Raw genomic sequence first — 21,518 nt, 5'->3', positions numbered from 1 at the left:
AATTACAGCATACCGTTCACGACAAACAATCTCTTTTTAGATTAGATCACCTATAACTTCCTTGCTTAGACCTCGATGATTCAATACCATATTGAGCCGTTAGTCCTTCACCGGCATCTTGCATAGAATTATTAAATATTTTTATTGATTTTATCATTCAATGGTAATTTTTAATAATGTTCTCTATGTCTTTACGATTCATTTTTTCTCCTCCTTATCATCTTTAAATCTGTTCCAGCGCACACATCTCACAAGCGGACATAGCTTTTCACTTGTAAGCCACAAGCAACCCTTGCAATGTGATTCCATTCTTTTAATTTTCAGGGACATCATCTACTTTTTGAAAAAATAAAAAAGGACACCGAACCACGCTAACGTCATTCAGTGTCCTCTAGAGGGCTTGTAGAACTACTTCTTTATTTTTTTTAGAATATTTTCTTGATTATTTTTAAATTCATTCAATGTTTCCATAACAGAGTTAAGTCTTCTGTACTTTTCCTTTAGTGTTTCTATTGTCTTTATTTTCTCACTTTGAGGTACAGTCATAAAATAATTTGCACCTGTTTTGAATGTTTTAATCTGATTGAGTAGTACTCTATACGCAAGATGTATTTCTACCATTATTTTTTCATCAGGGAGACTTTTAATCTCAGACAATGATTCGTCAATACTATTTGTTAACATTTGTAGCCTCTGAATGGATTCATAATTATTATTATTTGATTCAACTATTTCAAGTATTTTATCTATACAAAAAATTACATCGTTTAGGTAACCATTCAACATATTATAAACTTTAAGAAACCCTTCAATTTCCAATATTTCACGAGATTTTTTTTGAAAATTTATCTCTCTTTTTAATGCAAAATATGTTACTAATCCAGCTATACTTGTCCCTAATAACGATCCAACAAAATTTGAATTTATTATAGTATGCCAATCCAATAGAAAACTCCTGTCTATATGAGACTTAACTATTCCTATCTTTTTCTAATTCCTCAATTTCCTCAATACAAATATCAATTATTTCGAGAATTAAACTAGTTCTCTTTTTGTTATAATTTAACCTATCTGAAATAATAGCTATTGTGATAAAAATAATTAATAAGACAAAGAAAAAAGAAAGCAAGTCGAACTGTTCAATTTTGGGAATATAATCTCGTATCACAAAAATCATAAAAGGAATTAAAAATGTAATACTTGTCTTTAAATACAATTCTTCAGGTGTTTCTTTTGATTGTTGAGAATAAAAAGCTTTATATAATCTTAATTTTTCTTTATTACGCTTTGTAACTATCATAATACTTTCTTTGATATTTGATAAATTATCCAAAGTGTTCCTTTTTAATATCTGGTTAGTAACAACATACTGTAACCGCTCGTCGTAATCACTAAGATCATCCATCCATTCATAGAGATTAAGTTTTCCACTAAACTTATTTTTTTTAGGTGTTAAATTAAACAATCCAGATATTAAAAACAAGTACATATAACTGATAGCCAATAGCATAATTATATTTAATATAATGCCTTTGGCACCTAAAAGAAAAGATGCTATTAAAACTAACATCGGTAATACAAATCCAACAATAATCAGCCTAACAATCCTTCTAATAGTATTAAAATTCTTCACCTTCATCGAACTTAAGCCTCTTAACTTTGCCTTGATGAGTAACAAACTTTGTTTCCCCATGTTAGTTAACTCAGTTATTCGAGCCCTTCCCTCACACACCAATATAGCAAAGCTTACTTTTTTCCTAATTATATCAATTTCTAGTAGTTTTGTACTAGGATTAATTTCTAAAAAACACGGGGACGGTTCTAATGTTTCCAGGCTCATATGTGTCGCATATTTCACACTTGCTTCAATATAAGATTAAACCAAGAGGATTAGGACTCCTTATCAATTTACAATCTCTTAGAAAAGCGGGAGTCTGTTTTTCGCAGTAGGGAAACGCAGGAACCGTCCCTGTGTTTCCCTCGTGTACCCACCCACTTTTGAAGATTTAACATATAATTAATAATTACCAGCGATATTATTCGATCAACTGAGGCAAAGATATATGGATCCATAATGAGTTAAATCAGTGCTTTGCCGTCAGGATCCCGTTTAGAATACTAGCAGATAACTGGTAATGCAATTTACTTACTTCCTAATTGTTGAAAAAAAAAAGAAAAGAAGAAATCAACATTCCTTTTATAAAAGTTGATTTCTTCTTTTCTATGTTTAATTTAGACACAAAGAAGCCGCACCTCTGAATGTTAGCATGCTTCTAACAAATAGGTGCAGTTCAATAGGGTACCTGCTTCCTTTTTTAATAACTTATTCTATCTGGATTGTACGATAATAAGCTCTTAATGATCCCTATTCACCATATAATTTAAAAGATGCTTCAGAAATGGAGTTTTGCGTGGCATTTCTTGTATCGCTTCCATTGCAAGACAGTAATGTTCCCACATTGCTTTTCTGGCACCTTCCTTACCTAGGATGGCTACAAAAGTCTTATTGTTGTTTTCAGCATCTTTGCCGATTGGTTTTCCAAGTAAGATTTGATCTCCTTCAACATCAAGCAGATCATCCTTAATCTGAAACGCAATGCCGGCATGACGGGCGAATGTTTTCAATGCTCCCATTTCTACCTCATTTGCATGGGCGAGAATGGCAGGCATGATTAAGGAAGCTTCGAATGCAATTCCAGTTTTATTAAAACTCAACGTATTTAATTGTTCCAAAGTCAATCGCTGCCCTCTAGAATCCAAGTCCATTGCTTGCCCCTTACACATCTCCTCTGTCATTTGAGCCGAATATTGTATCAATTTAAGGACCGTTTTCGAATCGAACTGGTCAAGAGATGCTTGTTCCCAGGTTGCCTTCTGAGTCAGAAAGAGACCAGTTAATTCAGCAATTGCACTGTTATATACTTGGTGGAGGGTTGAACGTCCCCGACGGATAGACGCATTATCTTGAGATGGCAAATCATCAAAGATTAGGGATGCAGTGTGCATATATTCCAATGATCTTAGAAGTGGAACGATGGCTGAACGTTCTAATCCATATTCATTCACTCCCATGAACCAAGCAACTATGGGTCTCAATCGCTTTCCATCGCCTTCCAAACTGTAATTTGCAGCATCAATGATTGGCACATCCATTGTAGAAACATCATCGGTGTTATGAATAGGCAGGACGTTGTTGATCTGATTGCGGACCGTTTTGATTGTATCTAAAAAGGCTTCTTGCTCTTTCCGTTCATTTCTCAGATTAGTAATCATGCGGTCTCGAAGTAGTTTATCAAAGAAATCCACATCATCCGCTTTTTTCACCATATTTTGAATCAAACTGTTGAATTCCGGATTTCCAGAAGCAAAAAAATCCATCAATTCGTTGTATTTTTTGGTTCCCAATCGTTCTTTACATCGTTTTAGGCCATTTATCGCACGATCCAACATCACTTCGCAAGTCTTGGCATCTGAATGATACACATGATGGATCAAATGGGAAATGACCGTCCAATATAATTCAAAGGGATTTATTAGATCCGGACGCTTATCATGGTATTTCAAATAATAAGTATAGGGTGTGACCGCCCCTTCCTTCATGTCATCAAACATATCTGCAAAATCATCAGCCAGCTGATTGTAAATTCCATAAAAGAATGTACGTTTGTCAAAGCCCTCATCCTCAGAAGCACTGATGACTGACCGGACAATTAATCGTGATGAAGAGGATTTTAATATGATCGGTATATATAGCTCCTCATTGGTGTAATTTGCATTCGATAGTTCTTTAACTCGGTCCACTTCCTGGGAATTAAAAAATACATAGGATTGCTCGAAAAAATTTTTTATTGTTCCTGGTCTCTGATAGGCCTTAATATACTCAAAGGCCTCACGAAGTTCCGAATGAATATATTGGATTAAATCTGAGTTTTCTCCAGTCCACTCACCCAATTCCGGCACATCTCCGGTGATAAGTGTGGTCCGTATTAATTGGGAATACTGCCTTTTCTCTTTTTCAGATAAGACTTTGGCATCGAGTAAATCGTCAATGAATGGATAGGTCAGACCATAGTAATACCCTAACCTAATCGCTTCATCAAGTTTCTGCTTACGGTCTTCAGCTGATATGTCATCACCCATCACATCGACCACATGCATGATTACCCCGACTATGATTTTGATCAGTTTTCGCTGGGCTTCCTCAGCATCCATCCCCTTTGGAAGATTGGACGATACCGTCTTTAGTTTGTCCATCACCCAGATCATAGACGATTCGACGCCTTCCTTCTGAGCCTTCCTGTACAACCCAGCCATGCTTAACATCTCATCTGTTGAGGTGGAATGAGTCAGGTTATTTTTAATATTTTCAATGACACGGCGAACTCTAGTCTGTGTGTCAGGTGAGTCCAGAGCTTTGCCCAGATCCCTCAAGTAAATATAAGAGATGCTTCGATCCAAGTAATTATCTAGTTTGCCTGTACGATCTAGCCATCGGATATAATTGTGATACTCTTTAGAATCAGGTTTTCTCTTTCCGCGCGAAAAAAAGGATACTAAAGAATGTTGAATATGATTATGTTTCCATGATTGAATATCTTTTGTAAGGATCGGTACAAAAGCCTTTTGCATGACTTGCACATAAAGTGATTGAAAGTACTGGGCAGCTCTCCGCTCCGCCAGTCGGTAGCATGCATCGGCATCTATTATTAACTCTTTATTCATCATCTATTACCTCTACTTAACGATTTCTCTTATAATCTATGCAATATTAATTCAAGTATTTTTCATAATAATCGACAAAAATAATTTTTCTTAAAAATAACATCTTTTTAACCAAATATCTAAATTTAGACTTTTATAGTATATACCAATATAGCGTCACAGTGACGATCCAATCGATACAATGAATGTGATGCGGTGGTGCTTTTTATTTAAATTTTCTGCTACGAATAAAAAGGGCCAGTCCCCAAGCTCGGTAAAACTTTACCGGACTAGCGGATTGGCCCCCAAATTAAATATTGCTGAAATGACGCCTATCTTCCATTAATCGCTCACGATCTTTAGTAAGGAGCAGATCTTGCTTTTCAATCAGCAGATTTGTCGTAATTTCGTGTTGGGCTGATAGCGTGTCCCCACTGTTTCCTCCATAGCAGAGCACATCTTCTTCACGGAATTTAAACGACAAAGCCCCATACGGATTATTATCCATATGGGGCTTCGTTCTTTTTTTAATAACTCACCGGAACAATTCCAGAATCAGTTTGATAGCCAGCTAGCGGGTAAGCAGGAATCTCTTCTTCCCAACGGTTTGGATTAACCTTTTGTACTTCACCTGTGGCTAAGCCGTAAAGTAAGGCTTTTAATCCGAGATAATTTTGTTTGATTAAATGTCCGTTTGATTTTTGTCCTAGATTTCCATCTCTTGTATTTCCTTTCGTTTCAAAGAAGATGGCTGGATTGCTGTGATTAGTTGGATTGATATTGTTGTAGTTTAGGCCCATCATCATAGCAGAAACTACTCCGCCTTTGATATCAATCTCGTATCTCTTATCACCACTGCCGGTTTGGTAACGATCAATATGCATATACCCGTAATCTTTTAATGCATCGTATACATAGACGTTCATTTGGCGTGTAAGGTCATTGTATAAGCCGTCTTTAATACTTGGTAAAGTCGGTCCATTTGGTGCTAATGATACTCCAAGCGACATGGATGTTGAGTCATTTGTTCCGTAAACTGTTTTAAATCCTTGATGGTGAAGATCCACAGCGAAAACTGGTTTCACTTCTGCCCAGTATTTGTAGAAGACAAGTGATTCTTTTGCTTGAAACCCGTTTTCTCCCCAATCACGATTTAAATCAATCGTCATGGCACGACCGCTGTTGTCTACTCTAGGTTGTCCATTTTCATCATGAAGCACAGTTGTTCGTGTGTTCATGATGCTTCCATCCGGATTATACATTGGGATTGCATAAATAGTTGTTTCTTTTAAGATCTTTTCAATATCTTTGGATCCGCTGCTGCCAAAAGTCATCAATAATTCTAATACGGCATCCGTTGTTAATTTTTCATCTCCGTGAATTTGAGCTTGTACCCAAATTTTAATTGGGCCTGTACCAACTTTAGCTACGTAGAAGCTTCGGTTCTGCTCACTCTTTCCGTATTCATCTAACGTGAATACTTCTACTTTCCCTTTACTCGTGTGTTCGATTTTCTTCAGTTCTTTAATCATGTCATCGTATGTGATCATACTGTCCATACTTGTGTTTCCATTTGTCGATGGACCACCAGGAATGGTGTTAGCTGCATTTGCTTGAGATGAAAACAGTGCTGACACAAAGAACATTACTACGATAAAAGACATCCATAATCTTTTCAACACATAACCTCCCAAACTATCATTATTTTCAAATACAAGACTAGTATAATTGAATGATTATTTAAATAGAATGGTGATTTCGGATTATTCTGACTAATTAAGAGTAGGGATTTTGTCTGTTTTATTGGATGGTAACGTAGGAGGAAAGGATACCGTAAAAAGGGTGCCTGTCCCCACGTGTTTTAAAGCATTACTTTAGTGGGGGGCTGGCAACTTATCCTAAATTTAGACCCTTAGCGAGCCACGGAAACCCCTTGCAGCATAGTAGGATTCTGCTCCATTGTGGTACACAAAGACAGTGTCATATCTACGATCACAAAAGATGGCCCCACCAAGTTTTCTAATATTAGCAGATGTTTGCACCCAGCTCGATGTTTTCATATCGAAATTTTCAAGTTTTTGCAGCTCCCGGTATTGTTCTTCCGTTAAAAGTTCAATGCCCATGGCAGTTGCCATATCAATAGCGTTATTTTCTGGTTTGTGTTGTTTCCTTGACTCCAGCGCTTCACGGTCGTAACAAACACTTCTGCGACCTTTAGGACTTTCCGCTGAACAATCATAAAAAATATATTCGCCTGTCACTTTATCATGGCCAACAACATCCGGTTCACCACCAGTTCCTTCCATTTCATAGAGCGACCACAGTTTTTCAGTATTAGCTTCGAGCTTAGCTTGTACTTTAGCCCATTCAAGACCTTTATGGCGGTGCATGTTTTTCTCAAAACGGGCTTTTAATGTTCTGAGTAATTCTTCATGTTGTTCAGGTGAATACTTCCTTTTTTCATTTTTCATACTAAATCTCCTCGTATCATATGTTTAGAACTGCTTCAGCTCTTCAGGTGCTTTGTCAGTTTTTTGATAGTGCTGTTTTATAGTATTCAAAGCCAATTGATTCCCAAAATCTTCGGGCATTATGGTTTTCTTTTAAAACGCCGATACCACCTTTTTAAAAGTAGAAAATCAATCTCCGTTTTAATTTTCCAAATCAAGAAAGGATACTCTTCGCTTCTAATAGGCGTTGGATCCCTGTTATTAATTCAACTGCGATAAAGACAATAGATAAGCGTTCAAAAGCTTTATCCAACATTTTAGAAACGAGTGGGTACACAGGATGGCTCCCCATGTTGTACTCTATGATTTCTCCGTTATATAAAGTGAAACTTCCATCAGTGGGGGTTTTCTTTCATCCCCCACTGATAGTTAGTTGAACCAATCGTGCCTTTACGGGCAGTTGATCCCCCACTTAGGTTTCTTTAATTCTCTCGCAACCTTAAAGTGGGGGTCTTACTGCCCGTTAATCTGCGATAAATCTAGAACTGGTGATAAATACAACTTTTCACGCTAAAAGCATTTACCTATACGCGTAACTAAAATGATATCATAATTACCCTCATGGTACGTATTAGTTAGACCACCCTAACAAAAATCCCCCAAACTCTTAGTCTGAGGGAACATAAAACACACTTCAATATTTATCTAAAATCCGCTAAAAATATTTATTCCTGCAAGCAGTTCCAATCAGATACTTAGTAAATTCCCACCGCATCAAATCCAGATTTAACTGCAGCATCTTCAGCACTGCCTTCGCCATATATATCGATTGCAGACTGGACGACCGCCTGACGAGCGTCGCTAAAATCGGAATTTGGTGTTAAATAAACCGTTAAGGCACGATAGTAAATTTGCCCTAATTTTTCTCTTCCAATTTCTTGACCAATCAAGTATGCAGCATGGTTTGTAATCGAAGAGTTAACATGAACACCACCGCCATCAACAGAAGTTGGCATGTTATAAAACTCGTCCATATGATCCGGATAGACGCCGCCATTTGTACTATACGACCTTCTTTCCTCATTTGCGACCACCACACCGTTTGGATTGCTTAAGCTACGCAATACTGCTGTACCTTTAGCTTTAGCTTCTGGTGCCATAATATCCTCGCCCATTTCCCAATCACTATCGTCAACGAGTGCACCAAAGACGTCAGCAAACGATTCATTTAATGCTCCAGATTGATTGCGGTATACTAAATTTGCTGAGTGAGTGATAACACCATGTGTCATTTCGTGGGCAGCAACGTCAAGACCTGCTGACAGAGAGATCATGAACTTGCCGTCACCATCACCATAGGTCATCCAACGCCCATTCCAGGAAGCATTGTTGTAATTGTTACCATAGTGAACTCTAGAAATGATTGCCATTCCTTCCCCATCAAGGGAATTACGGCCATGTTCATTTAGATAATACTCATATACCTTTTCGGAATTATAGTGTGCATCGACAAGCGCTCGATCATAGTCGCCGATAAATGCAGCAGAATTCCCTACATAGAGTGTATCATTACTGGAAATGTTATCATTATGAGCATCATACGTTACGATTCCTCCAAGGTTCTCATGAGAGTAATCTGCTAACGCAAATTTAGTTCCAGCATTCGGTTCCTTCACTTGGGTAATATGTAATTCCCTGTGCTCACCATGTACACCTATTCCAACACCTTTTTGTGTTTTCATTTCATCTGCATGCATTAAGCCATTATACTTATCAATAACTTTTCCTGTTTTTGCATCTACAAAGACAAACCAGTTTCCAGGTTCATCCCCCATGAAGTTAACATTTACCTTATAAGTGGTATAATTTTCCCCTTCAAAAGGATAGACAACAAGCTCAGCTGTCGGCTCATATGTCAGCTCTTCAGGCGCTTTGACAGAGGACAATGCCGTCTTTAGTGCAGCATCACTGCTTAATGTTGCGGTCGTGTCCACTGCATCATCGGCAATCGTCTGATTTATTCTTCCGTTGACAGATACGACTTCATTATTCTTATTAAAATGAACAATAATTTCTGCCCCTTCTACGTTAACTCCATTTATTGACTGATTAAAGCGGACATGAGTCATACCCAGTTTATCTGTTTGTGTATCTTTTACTTTTAGATTTTCACCCGGATTTTTAATTCCGATTTTAACTTCGTTTTTCTTCAAATAATTTAATGCATTGGATGGGGTGCTAGAAGAGAATTTCTCTGCAAATCGCTCTTTCACGAATACAGGAACGCTTGCTTTCCTATTCCACTCCTTAGTAGCTTGTACACTACTAACCTCACTCGAATTAACCGGTTTGGCAAAAACACTACTTACAGGGATAGAACCTACCAACAATGCTGATGATAGCGCTACAGGAACAATAAACTTTTTCTTCACCATAAATCCCCCCTATTATTTTCAATTGACTTTATTATAAATTAATAAAAATAATATTACATGAATAATTAGAATTATTAAAATATTATAATAAATAGCAGGATAAACCTAGTTTTTATGTTGTCATAGATATAATTTACCATCAGATAAGGCGATGAAATTTAGTGAAAATCTAGAGGGTATTTGATAAACTGCTAGATTCATAGCAAAATCATGAGAAATCATAAAAACCTCCGAAATAATGTGATATTTAGTAGTTCACATTATTTCAGAGGTTTTTTATATGTATCTGAAGTATTTTGACGCATTCTTTTGAATTTTGGCCGGTATAGAGAGGATCTTTACATTATTTCATTAACTTTTTTTCAAAACAGTCTACTTCAATTGAGTTTTTTGATAGTGCTGTTTTAAAGTATTCAAAACCAATTAATTCCCAAAATCTTCGGGCATTATAGTTTTCTTTTAAAACGCCAATACGGATAACGCTCAATCCTTTTTCAAGCATTTCTTTTTCAAATCGTAAATATGCCTGTGTTCCGAAGCCGAACCCCTGATAATCACCGTGAATCATCATTAATCCCAGCCATGGGCATTGATCTGTCTCATTCATTAGTAAGTAATCCATTATGCCAATATAAGTATCATCAAGTTTTATAAATTGGCTCTTTGTTTTATCATTTATGAACTCTTCTTTTACATCCTCGAGTGTTCTTCTTTCCTTACCATGTTCAAGCTGATTATATGCTTGATTAGAATTGACGATTTCAAAGGCTATATATAATGTTTTTTCTGTTATTTCTTCAAAACTAATTAAATTCACCTTTCATCACTCCGTACCAACTTTGATTTATTGTGAAAGTGACAATAACACTATCTAAATATGGAACAAGGTAAATGATATAGCTTTTCCTTCCTCCTTAGTGTTATAAACCGCTCTTTTAAAAATAAACCTTTTTAAAAGTAGAAAATCAATCTCCGTTTTAATTTTCCAAGTCAAGAAAGGATTCTCTTCGCTTCTAATAGGCGTTGGATCCCTAATTGATGCAGACGGTGCAATTTACAATTCAAATAGTACTTGGATTTCAGAATCCGAGAACCATATGTTAATTGGGCAGATATTTGATATGGAAGATGTAGAAAAGCTTCCGGTTAATCCTGTAAAGCTCGAGGTAGCACGCTATGAGCAATATTTAAATGGAACTGGGCGTATCCAAGTAGAGCTTAAATAAGGCGGATAACTTTTATAACAATTTTGGCTAAGATAGCTTTTTGTTTATAATTGGGGTTTCAACATCTTTAAAAAACTAAGTTTAATGTATGAGCAACCCTAAAGAAAAGCCAATTCATCCGTTATATCTAAATAAGGGTATGTGATTCATCCTTAAAATAAAGTATAGTTAATATCGAATAAAATAATCCTCTGTTTAAGGATGTGTCAACATGCGTCTTAATAAATATATAAGTGAATCTGGAAAAGCATCTAGACGAGGTGCCGATAAATTAATTACCGATGGGAGAGTTACTATTAATGGTAAACGTGCAACTATAGGTAGCCAAGTTGAACCTGGGGATGACGTTAAAGTAGATGGAAATCCAATCCGAGTAGCAAGGAATAATGTCTATATTGCCTTAAATAAACCTGTAGGCATTACAAGTACAACAGAAAAAGGTGTAAAGGGTAATATTGTTGATTTGGTCAACCATCCATTAAGAATATTTAATATTGGGCGCCTGGATAAAGATTCAGAGGGCTTAATACTTCTTACGAACGATGGCGACATTGTTAACGAAATTCTGCGTTCTGAAAATAAGCATGAAAAGGAATATATCGTTTCAGTAGACAAGCCAATTACTCCTGAATTCTTGAAGAAGATGTCAGAGGGTGTCAAAATATTAGGTACAAAAACACTTCCTTGTAAAATAGTTCAATTATCAAAATTTGATTTTCAAATCATTTTAACACAGGGGCTAAATCGTCAAATTCGCCGCATGTGTGCTGAATTTGGATACGACGTTTACCGATTGCAAAGAATCCGAATCATGAATATTCATTTAGGCAATCTTCCCCCTGGACAATGGAGAGATTTATCCAAGAAAGAGCGAACTCAGTTATTTAGAGAATTAAACTATGAGCCAAAAGAATGGTAAAAACTATGGAACATCAAGTTTAGGTAGAATTATCATTGGATAAATGCCCAACTAAAAGAACAATCTCATTATTATTAAATCTTAGTGCTTCTTTCCAAGAAAGAAGCACTAAGGAAGTTATGATACGGTTCACCGTAACGCATCTAAATGAGGTTTTTATTAAACTGGTTATTATCCCACTAATAACCTACTCCTATTATTAAGTTATGGATATTTTTTGTTTTAAATTTTATATGATTCCAGTCTACTTGTAATCATTTTTTGGTCCTTCATCCATTAAAACTTCTACCATATTTGAAGGCCCCATCCTAAGTTTAGGTCTCCGCTCTGAGTTCGGTGTACTATAAAGCTCCAATGGACTTATAATAACTCCATCTTGCGTATTATGAAGTATTCCTGGCACACATGTATAAATTCTATCATTATTATTTGCATTCTTGGAGGATATGGTAACGGAGGTTCCGCTATGATTATCTATACTCATGGACACTTTGTATCGGTAGAACGATCCTGTTCCATTTGACTGAGCAGAATAAACCACAGGAACAACTGCGAGAATATCATTATTCAGCCTTAATTTAATGACTTCTGTCTTCGTTGATAGATTATTTCTCCCAACATCCCCCATATGTTCCACTGCTCCGTTGCCAAAACTCTTGAGGGGAGGTGTTCCTTTCGCCCCAAACATAGCTACATCTATCTGCTTTCCATTCTTTGTATAGACTAAAGCATATATATCATAATCTGTCCCAGTCTTCCAAGATACCGTAGCAGTAATTTCTGGTGTTTTATCAATGATAACTGGCTTTTGACCTTTTTCAAGACTTATCTTACCCTTTACCTTTTCAAGGCTTATCGGTGACAACATGTTTTGTCTATTTTTATTTTCAGGAACAGTTAGAGTCTTAACAGGCTCTTTTAGGGTTTGTTTTTGAATAGTTTTAGGTTCAGAAGGCTTGTTTTGCTCATCAGATTCAACCTCAACACCGTAATTTTTACATAACCCTTCAAGCCCAGAATTAAATCCACGCCAGATTGATTTTGCCTTTGTCTGACCATTCCTTAGATATAATTCTAATACTACAATTCCATTCTCATTTGTGAAACTAGATGGGGTTAACTGGATAATAGTATGATCGGTACATATCTCGGCCTTTAAATTCTTTACATTTGAAAATCCCGTGCTATTATCCTCTGTAAGAGTTATAGCTATTTTAGTAATACCTTCAGGGACTTTACTCATATCAAAATTAATTTTAAGTATTTTTGTATTACCTAATTTCTCAGAAGGTATTAGGGTAGCTACACCAGAAGAGCTCTTTGGTTGATTATAAAAAATAATCCCGCTATCTCCTTGTACCTTGTCTGAATCAGTTAAAAGGAAAGCTGTTAAAGAAATATCTATCGAATTAGAAATTTCGTAGCTTACAGTAACATTACCTTTTGGGGAACTTAAAACTGTATTTGCTCCCATCTGAAGAAATTGATTCATTTAAACCACTCCCTACTCCTCTATCCATTTATCACCTAACAATTTTTTATAATTCACTACAAAATTCTCTTGTAGTAATTTCGACATTTTTATTGTAGTTACCTTCTATTTACTTTTTCTTAGACATAAATTGCTCATACTTTAAGACCCTTGGAGAAAAAAAACTCCAAATAGTCCTCACCTTTCAGAAGTCAGGACTTGGATTATTGTTTATTTAACTTGTTAAAGGCTATTCAAGTTGCAGGAAGTGTTATTGACCAAGACAGTAATTTGAAAATGATTATAGCGATAAGTTGGAAGTTTGGAAAAGTTAAATAGTAAGTGTAATAGTATAATTTAACATTGTAATGAAAGATTTCTATAAAAAAACCTTACTTACTAATAATACGGTTCACCGTGATGGATTTAAATGGGTTTTCATTTTGAAGTCTGGACTAAAGATTTTCACATTAACTTAGTCGACTTTTTTCTCGTCCATTTTTTTATCGTTTAATATTAGCAATATTATTGCAATATAATTGCCATGGACGTAAACGAATTAACACCTCCTTGTTCTTTTTCTCAGAAAAATCTATGTTACGATTATTTTAAATTAGCAACCAAGAACATGGAGGATAAATGAATGCTTAAAAAAATTATATCAATTGTACCAGTTGCTGTACTCTCAGTAACTTTAAGTGCTAATGTACAAGCTGCAATGATTACCGTACAAGAAGGAGATACCCTTTGGGATCTATCACGTGCAAATAATACATCTGTAGAAAATATACAAACGTTGAATCATCTTTCTACCGACCTTATTCACCCCGGGGATGTCCTAACCATTGCACCGCAAAAACAATATACCGTTAAGCAAGGTGACACTTTATGGGACATAGCCCTAGATAATCAAGTAACAGTTTCGCAAATTAAAGAATGGAACCAATTACATACTGATCTCATTCTTCCTGGTTTAAATCTATTAATCTTTGATGGTTTGAAAACTAGTAATACGGATGTAACTGAAAAACCAATATTGCCTGCAGCTCAAGAATCAAAGGAAAGTGCACCTGAAGCAACCGCTCCATCAACAAGTAATACAGGTTCAAAGGAAAGTACACCTGAAGCAACCGCTCCATCAACAAATAATACAACTTCAATGGAAAGTACACCTGAAGTAACTGCTCCATCAACAAGTAATACAGCTTCAAAGGAAATTACAGTGGAAGCTTCAGCCTATACGGCTTCATGTGAGGGATGTTCCGGTATTACCTCTACTGGAATAAACCTGAAAGCAAACCCAAATGCAAAGGTCATCTCAGTTGATCCAACTGTTATTCCACTTGGCAGTAAAGTTTATGTAGAAGGCTATGGTGAAGCGATCGCAGGGGATACTGGCGGAGCCATTAAAGGAAATCGAATCGATGTCTTTATTCCTTCTCAACAGGATGCAATCGATTTTGGGGTAAAACAATTAAAGGTAACAATATTAAACTAATATATCTATTACCAGCCTATCCTTAGGATTTCTATATATGGATAGCAGAAAACTCAGATGGTGAAAACTCCTTAGAAGAAGCAAGTGAGACGATAACAAACCTATTGGAAGAGCTGAAAAAATAAGCAAAAAAGGACCAAATCTGGTTCTTTTTTGCTTATTATAAGGATTCAAATCACCTTTTTGTACATGATGCAGTTCACCATTGATGTATCTTAATGAGGTTTTTATTTACAGGCATTGAGAATTCAACATTTCCTATTATTTTGGTTATTAATCCTCATCAATCTTATCTTCAAATTCAGAATTCAATACAATAAATTCTTTTTTAGAAGCTAATTCTTTACATTTACTGTTTCAAGGACGCTAATCTCCGCGGCCGATGCCCAGCCGTTTACACCTACCGTTGCTTCGAGCTTAACATATGATGCATCTGTCGGATCAAAAGTTGCTACTTTCTCCGCATTGTCGTTTGCCCAAGTTCCGCTTGCAACTTTAGTAAAGGTCACTCCATCTGTACTTACATAAACGTTATATCCTGTAATAATTCCGTTGCTGCCTGATGGCCTTGGTAAATACGCGACCTTATCGATTGGGTAAGTTCCTCCAAGATTTAAGGTGATCGATTGAGGGAGAACATCAGATTTATCCCATTTTGTATGCCAAATCGTTTGTGAATTTCCGTCAATCGCCATGGATGCTGAATTATTTCCACCAATCGTTTCCTGACTTGTCGCCGTTGCCGTCATTTGAGACTGAGGGATCTTATTAACCGTTACTCTAATGCTTGTTGTCAAAGGCACGTTATTGGGATTTTCCACCCCATTTGGCAAAGTTACAGATCCATTTACAGTAAAGGTCTGTACAGTCTTTACCGTAGGATCATAATCTGAAGCATCTACATTCCATGTCACCTTGGCCACCCCATTCAAGCTGCCTGAATCGGTAACCAAGTCTACTGTCGTTGGCAATCCTAGGGCGTCCGCTGTCTTCGCCGTTCCGATTGCCCCCCCTGTTTTGTCAGCAGGTGCAGTGATGCTGTTTAATTTTACAACGACCTCTTTTGTGAAATCCGTAGCAGGAGGAGTTTTACTTGGGTCAGCTCCCCATTCTTTGTTCGGGGTTGAGCCCATTTGGAATTCTAGTTTTCCGCCTTTCATAATATCCTCGTAGCTGATCCATGCCTGATCAAAGCTTTTCCCGTTCAGCTTCGCCTCTTGAATATAGCGATTTTTACTAGATACATCGTTTGCCTTAATCGTAAATGACTTCCCTTTCTCAAGATGCAATGTCATTTCAGAGAAGATAGGCGAACCGATCATATAGTAAGGGTCTCCGGGATTTCCAGGGAATAACCCCATTGCGCTATACACGAACCAGGAAGACATTGCCCCGGCATCATCATCCATCGAAGGCAAATACCCCTCTGGATCAGCACGGTATACACGTGATTTGATCGGCAAAGCATACAATCCATGGTTATGGTACTTTTGTGTAACTACTTCTGTCGTGTATTCTCTCACATATTTCTGGGTTAAATAAGGCTTGCCCAAATAATTAAACATATACGGCGCTTGAATATCCGGTTCGTTGATTGCCATATATTCATCAATTTCAAAGAAATACTCTAGGTCATCAGCTAATTTTCCAGAGCTCCCCCTTAGTTTAGCCAGACCTTGGACATCATGCGGAACGAACCATCGGTAATGCCACAGATTTCCTTGATAAGCAAATTCATTGATCTTTGAAACGCTTGCAACTGTTTCTGCATTCGGCGTAAAAAATCCTCGTACATTTTGTTGGTCATCCTTCTGTGTTGGGTTCCAGAGATCCTGATAAGACAACGCAATTTCCCGGTATTTCACATAGGTTAGCTTGTCTCCAAGAAGAGAAGCTAGCTTCATCGGGTAATAAGCACTGTATGCTTTCTCTAGTGCTCCGGATACTTTATTAGGAGCATAATGATCTGTATCGACAGCCATCCCTTGAAGCGCCGTATACGCGTCGAAATCATCAAATCCTTTTGTATAAGCATCAAGGATTACCGCACCGTTAAATTCATTCCGTACAGTCGGACTTGGCCAGTACCCTTCCCCCCACTGGACATAGGAGCCTCTAGTCTTATATACATCCACCATAGATTTTACAATATTATCAAACTCCTGAGGAGCAAGTATTGAATACAAGGAGTATTTCCTAAAATCATCCCATGTCGTCCAGCCTGAGTAATATTCAAAGTCCTTGCCAAACTCTGAGGTCTTACGAATCGTATTCTCATCCCTTGCCGCTCGGAACTCGCCTTTTGAGCTTGTTACATTATTTGGATGAAGGAAGGAGTGATACAGCTGCGTATAGAAAATCGTCTTGTTTTCCTCATCGTTGTCGGTTATTTCTACCTTGTTTAGAAGATTACTCCAAATTTTTCTCGTCTTTTTTCGTTGCTGGTCAAAATTCCAATTCGGAATATCATGATCTCTTTCATATTTTGCCTCTTCTACACTAATTGGAGAAAGACCAACTTTTGCTTTTATCTCCTGATTTTTGTTTGTGTCAAATTTTGCAAATACCCCAATTTTTGTGCCGCTGCGACTCTCATCGTCTCCGACAGCATCGCCAGACCAAGACTGATAGGAGTCGAAATCTTGATCAAATTGAATAGAATAATACATTTTATAGTAGCCATGACCACATACATTTTGCCCCTTAATATAGCCTGATATTTCATTGTTATTTTCAACCTTAAGACTAGCATCTAGCATCCCTGCATATGAGTTTGCTAGATCAATTAGCACATACCCATCTTGTGATTTAGGAAACATATATTTATGGAATCCTACACGCTTCGAAGAAGTCAGTTCCACTTCAATGTCGGATTCAAGTTTCACTTTATAATAGCCAGGTGATGCTTCCTCACTGTTTTTGTCGTACTTCTCTTTATACTTTTTGCTGTCATTCGTAAACGAACCGATCCCAGGCTTCATCAAGATATTTCCACCTGCACCGCTGCAGCCGACACCGCTGAATCGAAGGTGTGAAAACCCTTTCAAATATTTATCTTGATAATAATATCCACTAAATGCCCCACCATCGGAATCCGGTCCCAATGACACTAGACCGAAAGGCGTTGTTGGACCAGGATTCGTCTGACCATTATCGCCCAATGTGTTGATAAATGGATCGACATAATCTACAGGTTCTTTGTTAATCTCCGGATAAGCAGGCGTTTGTTCTACATCTGTGCCATACAATTCTAACTCGTAAATCCTAGCGTTTGAGTCTTGAGTGGAAGGTTTATCTATATAGAGCCTAATATAACGAGCTTTAAACGTAGGGACATATCTGTCAACGATTGTCTGATAGTTATCCTTTACAACATCGATATCTTCCCATGTCTTTCCGTCTTCACTCATCTGCAAACGAAATGAATTGGTATTCCAGTAAGGACAATTTTTTGATTCACCAATACAAGCATTTTGTACAACCCATTGGTTAATGTTGTATTCTTTGCCCAAATCCAACTCTAGCCATTTCTGAGCAGTACCGGAATTGTCACACCACTTCGTATCGGTTCTGCCATCCACGGCAAAACTAGGGTTTTCATATTCATTACATTGACCGCTGGCTGTCGCCTTCGCATTCAAAGCCACATTCGTGGTCTTTGATTCCTGCGGATGGGATTCGGATACCGCCATAACGGAGTCCGACGATAATGGTTCCATCATAGTCAATAGAATCAATACGATCATAAACATGGATAAAAGCTTTTTTCCCATTTTAATCTGTCCTCCCAATTTCATTAATTATGAATCTTTTATTCACCTATAGTTCTATCTTTTACTTAAGCACGAGTGTTCTGCTAAATGGACAGGAATGTCACTGTTGGAACACAAATACTTTAACCTTGTATTAAGATCCTCTTATATTAAGATACTGAGTGACTTCCATCGTGCTTTAATGAATAGGGATTGCATTGATCATCATTGACATTGGATTTTACCCGAGCCTGCACTGCACCAGCTCGGATTTCGCCTTCCCCTACAGGCTGTGGATTGGCCGTTACTTGCTTCCATGTCTGCCCATTGTTGACACTGTCTTCATAATCTATTGGTTCCGAATATCTAGGGACATCCGTCCAGCCATATGTATTAAATCCATCGTCAACCGTAGGATTGGTTGGTGCCATAGGTTTAATAGACTCTGTGTTTACGAAGCTAGGAGTTGAATTGTCGCGCTCATCAACCGCTTGGACTACAAAATCTAGGCTTGACCTGCTTTGACATTCTTCACAGTATATTGAAGTTGTTCTTCTCTGCTTCTACTGGAACATAGACACTCCAATTTGACCTTAAGCGACCGTTTTTCTCAATAATTCGGAAGCCGCGTGTAAGGTCCTTATCGTCGAATTCCATTGGCTTTCTCCAAGAAAGTGCAATATCTCAATTACCATTTTAGTTAGCCACTAAATCTTCAACCGCATTAGGTTTGCTATCATTTCTGGATAATAGTGTAAGTGGCAAAAGCTGCAGCTTCTCCGGATCTGTATGTATCAATCGTTAAGCTGTTTTCCGTCATCCGGATCCCCGCGTAAATCGGCTATACGTGGCTGCTCATACTTCAGTGCGACGTATAGCCGACTTACACCTTTTTATAGATGAATCCTGTAAAACAGATTAAATCATCTTTACTCCGTGGCGCTCAAATGCTGCAGCTTCTAGAATGGACATCCCTTGACTCTCGGCAACTTGAGCCAGTTTGTCCGAAACTTGCGGTGCAAAATGCTTCGAAGGAACAGCATAGGACATTTCCCTTGCGCGTGCAGAGTTTCTGCGTTGGAACGGTCCCCAAATGGCAAAGGTTTGACCTGGGGTTTGAATATTGACAAAAAGCGTGTTTCCATCAGCCGAGAAGACAGGTCCTGCCAATTCAGATCCACTTTGACGATTGGCGGCAAAAGGATAGACTTTTCCTTCTGGAGTAATTCCCATAAGTCGATCTTGTCCTGAACCATCTTCTGCATACCAAAGGTCGCCCCAAGGAGTCATGCAGATATTATCTGGATATTCCATGTCATGTGCATCCGTTCCCTCATAGAAAAGCTCCAAGGTATTGGTTGCTGGGAAATAGCGGTAAATACGCCCAAGATTTTTTTCTCCGGCAGAGGTATCATCGAACCAGAAGACACCCGCCTGGAAGAACGCTCCCTCTAGTCTACTGAACTTAATGCAATTATGTTTAGCGGCATCCTCACGGCAGAGATGAGGATCTAGTTCCTTCCAAACAATCTGAAATTTTTGTCCTGTTTTAAATGTGCTTGCTGATGGATCAGTTACTGCTTCAATCGCCGCCGCATAAAGCTTACCGCCTTTTTGTAACGCGCCCGGTTTTTGGCTTAAGTCATTTGGGATAAAACGGTAAAGGTAACTTGGGCTTGAATCCTCTGTTAAGTACACATATCCTGTCGCTGGGTCAATTGCACAGGCTTCGTGTGAGAAGCGCCCCATATCCTTGATTGGAGTTCTAGACATGTCGTTCTCTGGCTGTGTTGGATCCACTTCAAACACATATCCATGTGTCGCAGAACGTGTTTCTTCACAAGTCAGCCAAGTGCCCCAAGGAGTCGCTCCACCAGCACAATTTCGGATTGTACCTGAAGAGGTGACATATTCTTCGATAACTTCGCGATTTGGACCTACAACTACAGCCGTTGTACCACCTTGAGCAGCAACATCATAAGGATTGCTTCCAAATGCTGTGCCTCCCCCCAATTCATGATTACGAACAAGGATGGTCGTATTGTTAGGACCTTCAAAAGCTGCCATTCCATCAAAGGCTCCAGGAATTTTTCGCCCATCAGTCATTAGACCGCCTTCTTTAGAAATAATTTTGTAATGAAAGCCTTCTGGAAGATCAATAATGCCATTTGGATCCGGAACTAATGGACCATATCCGCCAAAGCCGCTGGTTGGATTATTAGTTGTATCCGCCAATACTTTGGAGCCAAGTGCTAATACTCCAGTTGATCCTAGGGTAAGAGCAAGTGTGCTCATTCCTCCCGCTTTTAAGAAATCTCTTCTGTTCAAGCCATTTTTAGATGTTTGATTTTCCATAATAAATATTCCTCCCTATCTATATTTTTCTATCATTGGTAGATTAACTGGGGAACTTTAAGAATTAATTGTTTTTTTTTAATAGTTAGGTAAATAAATTTAAAGAATTGTAAAAATACTTCAGAAAGACCGAATAAACGGATTTCAAAATTTTGTGTCCTAATGTTCAATCGTCTTATGTGAAGGTCTAGATAGTAACATTACATGATCCCAATGAGTACTTTCTCCCACACCCAACTTTATCTCCTTTTAATACATTTCCATTATCTAAACCATAAATTGAAAACTCATTCTCCATCCTTCAGACAAACATAAATAGAGTGGATTATAGGTAGCTGCTTCTACAGCAACTCCTATAATCCACTCGTACTCATCGTTTATTGAATAAAAATGGTTTATAAACCTCATTTACTTATGGTACGGTTCACCGTAATTAATCTAAATGAAGTTTTCTGTTTCGTTTTACTTCTTTTTAGCTTCATATACTTTCAACAACTTACCTTTTATTGTCGTGTTTTTCATCCTTTTCAACACAATCGGACCTTTAGAACAGTGCCTGTCACTCCTCGAAAAGTGTCGAATTAACCAAGTTTTTCGACGAAATCCGAGTGGTTACAGGCACTATTTCAGGCCCTATTTCATAAGAGCGTAAGAAATACGGTCTTAAGGGTGCGCGTCGTGCTCCTCAATTCTCAAAGCGTTAATTTTCAA

14 protein-coding genes and 2 pseudogenes are annotated in these 21,518 nt (G+C 37.7%); 3 read left to right on the top strand and 13 right to left on the bottom strand.

Features of this window, described 5'->3' with window-relative positions:
• Window positions 1-408: 408 nt before the first annotated feature.
• From FSZ17_RS06140 to FSZ17_RS06100, 8 genes and pseudogenes are all read right to left on the bottom strand, one after another.
• On the bottom strand, window positions 409-945 hold the full coding sequence (locus FSZ17_RS06140; RefSeq protein WP_057775126.1) for a hypothetical protein: 537 nt from the start codon (window positions 943-945) through the stop codon (window positions 409-411).
• A 25-nt stretch (window positions 946-970) separates the two neighbouring features.
• Window positions 971-1,639 (bottom strand): hypothetical protein, encoded by a 669-nt coding sequence (locus tag FSZ17_RS06135; RefSeq protein ID WP_082625346.1) that lies wholly within the window; start codon window positions 1,637-1,639, stop codon window positions 971-973.
• Window positions 1,620-1,840, bottom strand: a pseudogene (locus FSZ17_RS24090) (XtrA/YqaO family protein). The gene FSZ17_RS06135 and the pseudogene FSZ17_RS24090 overlap by 20 nt, the downstream one beginning before the upstream one ends.
• A 515-nt stretch (window positions 1,841-2,355) precedes the next feature.
• Entirely contained in the window at window positions 2,356-4,722 is a 2,367-nt protein-coding gene (locus FSZ17_RS06125) for a polyprenyl synthetase family protein (RefSeq protein WP_146846614.1), read from the bottom strand.
• 506 nt (window positions 4,723-5,228) lie between these two features.
• Window positions 5,229-6,380, bottom strand: a complete 1,152-nt coding sequence (locus FSZ17_RS06120) for a M14 family zinc carboxypeptidase (RefSeq protein WP_228460289.1) — start codon at window positions 6,378-6,380, stop codon at window positions 5,229-5,231.
• A 225-nt stretch (window positions 6,381-6,605) separates the two neighbouring features.
• The gene (locus FSZ17_RS06115) at window positions 6,606-7,172 is read right to left on the bottom strand and encodes a DUF4256 domain-containing protein (protein WP_057775137.1); all 567 of its coding nucleotides are present in this window, start codon (window positions 7,170-7,172) and stop codon (window positions 6,606-6,608) included.
• A gap of 734 nt (window positions 7,173-7,906) precedes the next feature.
• Window positions 7,907-9,586 (bottom strand): M4 family metallopeptidase, encoded by a 1,680-nt coding sequence (locus FSZ17_RS06105; RefSeq protein ID WP_228460288.1) that lies wholly within the window; start codon window positions 9,584-9,586, stop codon window positions 7,907-7,909.
• A gap of 343 nt (window positions 9,587-9,929) precedes the next feature.
• A complete protein-coding gene (locus FSZ17_RS06100) occupies window positions 9,930-10,403 on the bottom strand; it encodes a GNAT family N-acetyltransferase (RefSeq protein ID WP_057775140.1) in 474 nt (157 codons plus the stop codon).
• Window positions 10,404-11,023: 620 nt separating this feature from the next.
• Here FSZ17_RS06100 and rluF point away from each other — a divergent pair.
• Complete coding sequence (rluF, locus tag FSZ17_RS06095) at window positions 11,024-11,731, top strand: 23S rRNA pseudouridine(2604) synthase RluF (RefSeq protein ID WP_057775143.1); 708 nt, start codon at window positions 11,024-11,026, stop codon at window positions 11,729-11,731.
• Window positions 11,732-11,975: 244 nt separating this feature from the next.
• On the opposite strand, the gene FSZ17_RS06090 is transcribed toward rluF, so the two are convergent.
• Window positions 11,976-13,223, bottom strand: coding sequence for a TerD family protein (locus FSZ17_RS06090; RefSeq protein ID WP_057775145.1), 1,248 nt, complete (start codon window positions 13,221-13,223; stop codon window positions 11,976-11,978).
• Between the two features lie 622 nt (window positions 13,224-13,845).
• On the opposite strand from FSZ17_RS06090, the gene FSZ17_RS06085 reads away from it, so the two are divergent.
• On the top strand, window positions 13,846-14,700 hold the full coding sequence (locus FSZ17_RS06085; protein WP_057775148.1) for a 3D domain-containing protein: 855 nt from the start codon (window positions 13,846-13,848) through the stop codon (window positions 14,698-14,700).
• Between the two features lie 335 nt (window positions 14,701-15,035).
• On the opposite strand, the gene FSZ17_RS06080 is transcribed toward FSZ17_RS06085, so the two are convergent.
• From FSZ17_RS06080 to FSZ17_RS06070, 4 genes are all read right to left on the bottom strand, one after another.
• Entirely contained in the window at window positions 15,036-18,473 is a 3,438-nt protein-coding gene (locus FSZ17_RS06080) for a GH92 family glycosyl hydrolase (protein WP_057775151.1), read from the bottom strand.
• 149 nt (window positions 18,474-18,622) lie between these two features.
• Window positions 18,623-18,883 carry a hypothetical protein gene (locus FSZ17_RS06075; RefSeq protein ID WP_057775154.1) on the bottom strand — a complete coding sequence of 87 codons (261 nt, stop codon included), beginning with the start codon at window positions 18,881-18,883 and terminating at the stop codon, window positions 18,623-18,625.
• A 100-nt stretch (window positions 18,884-18,983) separates the two neighbouring features.
• A complete protein-coding gene (locus FSZ17_RS23890) occupies window positions 18,984-19,109 on the bottom strand; it encodes a hypothetical protein (RefSeq protein WP_267128898.1) in 126 nt (41 codons plus the stop codon).
• 261 nt (window positions 19,110-19,370) lie between these two features.
• Window positions 19,371-20,807, bottom strand: a complete 1,437-nt coding sequence (locus tag FSZ17_RS06070; RefSeq protein ID WP_057775155.1) for an alkaline phosphatase PhoX — start codon at window positions 20,805-20,807, stop codon at window positions 19,371-19,373.
• A 644-nt stretch (window positions 20,808-21,451) separates the two neighbouring features.
• Here FSZ17_RS06070 and rpsI point away from each other — a divergent pair.
• A pseudogene (gene rpsI, locus FSZ17_RS24085) lies at window positions 21,452-21,511 on the top strand (30S ribosomal protein S9); the annotation flags it as partial.
• Between the last annotated feature and the right edge of the window lie 7 nt (window positions 21,512-21,518).

It is taken from the genome of Cytobacillus dafuensis, from assembly GCF_007995155.1.
Lineage (GTDB): Bacteria > Bacillota > Bacilli > Bacillales > Cytobacillaceae > Cytobacillus > Cytobacillus dafuensis.
Note: the sequence above shows the minus strand (reverse complement) of the source record. Positions and strands in the feature narration are given on the sequence as shown.